The 1453-nt window shown below is 61.3% G+C and carries 2 protein-coding genes and 1 pseudogene; all 3 read right to left on the reverse strand.

The window, feature by feature from the left end:
• A partial coding sequence (gene coaE, locus Q0341_RS05080) for a dephospho-CoA kinase (RefSeq protein WP_299510989.1) occupies positions 1-523 on the reverse strand: 523 nt, incomplete at its 3' end.
• 6 nt (positions 524-529) lie between these two features.
• Positions 530-1342: an A24 family peptidase gene (locus Q0341_RS05085; RefSeq protein WP_299510990.1), complete on the reverse strand. Its 813-nt coding sequence runs from the start codon at positions 1340-1342 to the stop codon at positions 530-532.
• Between the two features lies 1 nt (position 1343).
• Positions 1344-1453, reverse strand: a pseudogene (locus Q0341_RS05090) (type II secretion system F family protein); the annotation flags it as partial.

Consider the following 1453-nt stretch of genomic DNA (forward strand, 5'->3'; position numbering starts at 1 on the left):
CCAGGCGTTGTGCTCGCGAGGCCTGTTGCGCCACGATGCGTTCGACTTCTTCGGCGCTCAGGCCACTGCGCGCCATGACCCTTTGCTTTTGGGTCTCGACATCGCAGTCCACCACGACCACGCGGTCTACCTGTTGACGCCAACGCTCGCCCGACTCCACCAGCAAGGGCACATCGAACACCACAACACGCTGGCCGCTTTGCACAGCCGCTTGCGCCTGTTCAGCGGTGATTTGGCCCACCAGGGGATGGATGATGTGTTCGAGCTGGCGCTTGGCTTGCGGGTCACTGAAGATGCGCTCGCGCATGGCTGCTCGGTCCATGGCACCGTCTGTGCCGACCATCTCGTCACCGAAAGTGCGGGCAATGGCCGCCATGGCCCGGCCGCCTGGGGCTGTGAGGCTGCGTGAAATGGCATCGGCATCCACGATCGCGGCACCCCGGCGGGCCAAAAAGTTCGCCACGGTGCTTTTGCCGCTGCCAATGCCGCCGGTCAGGCCAATGCGCCAAGTGTGATGTGTCATGGACGTTCAGATCAAAAACCAAGTCAGGGGGCCAAAGGCCATGACCCACAAACCTGCCAACACCAAAAAAGGCCCGAAAGCCAGCTGGCCATTGTCGGCCAATTGGCCGCGCAGCTTGAGCCAGAGGCCACCGACAACCCCAGAAAAAGACGCGATCATGACCAAGGACAGCAGTGCGGGCCAGCCCAGCCAGGCCCCCAAGGCGGCCAGCAGCTTGAAATCACCCCGGCCCATGCCTTCTTTGCCGGTGGCCCATTTGAAGAGCCAGTAAACCAACCACAAGAACAAGTAGCCGGCTGCAGCGCCCCACAGGGCGTCGTTCAAGCGCGTGCCTGAAAGCCCCAGGCTGGCGGCCAGCAGGCCTGCCCATGCCAAAGGCTGGGTGATGGCGTCGGGCAACAAACAGGTGTCGGCATCGATGGCGGCCAGCGCAACAAGGGCGGCTGCAAAACCAGCCCAGGCAACAGCCTGGAGTCCCCAACCGTATTGCGCAAACACCCACACAAAAAGGCCAGCTGTGACCAGTTCAATCGCAGGATAACGCGCTGAAATGCGCGCTTTGCAGTGCATACAGCGGCCCTGCTGGACCACAAAACTCAGCACGGGAATGTTCTCCTGCCAACCCAGCGTGTGCGCGCATTGCGGGCAATGCGATCGGGGTGTCGCCAAGTTGTAGCGCTGCGCGGGCTCACTGCGGGGCGAAGCGTCCCATTCCGCTTCGAGCATGCGTGGCAGCCGGTGGATCACCACATTCAAAAAACTGCCGATCATCAGGCCCAACAAACCCGCCAATCCCAGCGCCAAAACCGTGTCGCTCATGTCAAAAAACTTGTCCCAAATGAAAAATCGGCAAATACATTGCCACCAAGATGGCCCCAATGAAGCCGCCGAGCACCACGATGATCAAAGGCTCCAGCAAACTGGCCAGCC

The sequence above is a fragment of the uncultured Limnohabitans sp. genome, assembly GCF_937889215.1.
In the GTDB taxonomy this organism is placed as follows: domain Bacteria; phylum Pseudomonadota; class Gammaproteobacteria; order Burkholderiales; family Burkholderiaceae_C; genus Limnohabitans_A.

Coding starts and splice junctions, on each gene's coding strand:
- Q0341_RS05085 (WP_299510990.1), bottom strand. CDS start 1,342: ATGAGCGACACGGTTTTGGCGCTGGGATTGGCGGGTTTGTTGGGCCTG.